General features: G+C 60.7%; 1 protein-coding gene. It reads left to right on the top strand.

Features of this window, described 5'->3' with window-relative positions:
• Positions 1-751: phosphopantetheine-binding protein (locus CH262_RS17155; RefSeq protein WP_141214695.1), on the top strand; the 751-nt coding region annotated here is incomplete at both ends.

The raw sequence follows: 751 nt of genomic DNA, 5'->3' as shown, positions 1-751 counted from the left end.
TGCGTTGTTTGTGTTGGATTCCGGTTTGCGGCGGGTTCCGATCGGTGTGGTTGGTGAGTTGTATGTCGCGGGGCGGGGTGTGGCACGCGGTTATGTGCGACGGCCGGGCTTGACGGCATCGCGATTCGTCGCGTGTCCGCTCGGCCCTTTGGGTTCGCGGATGTATCGCACCGGCGATCTGGTTCGTTGGAATCACGACGGCGAGCTGGAGTATGTGGGTCGCTCTGACGATCAGGTGAAGATTCGTGGTTACCGCATCGAAATCGGTGAAGTGGAAGCAACACTCGCTGCCTTGACCGGAGTGGAGCGTGCGGCAGTGGTGGCCCGTGATACCGATACCGGCAAGCAGTTGATTGGCTACGTCGTACCTACCGAGGTGTCTGCGGGAATCGATGGTGGGGCGCTGCGCGAACGAGTTGCCGCGCGATTGCCTGCGTACATGGTTCCGGCCGTGGTGATGGTCATCGACGAGTTGCCGTTAACTGTCAACGGCAAGCTGGACAAATGGGCGTTGCCCGAGCCGCAATTCGCCAGCGGCGTTCACAGAGCGCCGTCATCTCCGGTTGAAGAAATTATCTCCGGCATTTTCACGAAGGTTCTCGACCTGCCGCGAGTCAGCGTGGACGACTCCTTCTTCGACCTGGGCGGCAACTCGCTCTCTGCGATGCGTGTCGTAGCCGCCGTGCAGGAAACCTTCGACTGTGAAATCAGCGTCCGTGCACTCATGGAAGCCCCCACCGTAGCGGGCCTG

It is taken from the genome of Rhodococcus sp. 05-2255-1e, from assembly GCF_002259025.1.
In the GTDB taxonomy this organism is placed as follows: Bacteria; Actinomycetota; Actinomycetes; order Mycobacteriales; family Mycobacteriaceae; genus Rhodococcoides; species Rhodococcoides fascians.
Note: the sequence above shows the minus strand (reverse complement) of the source record. Positions and strands in the feature narration are given on the sequence as shown.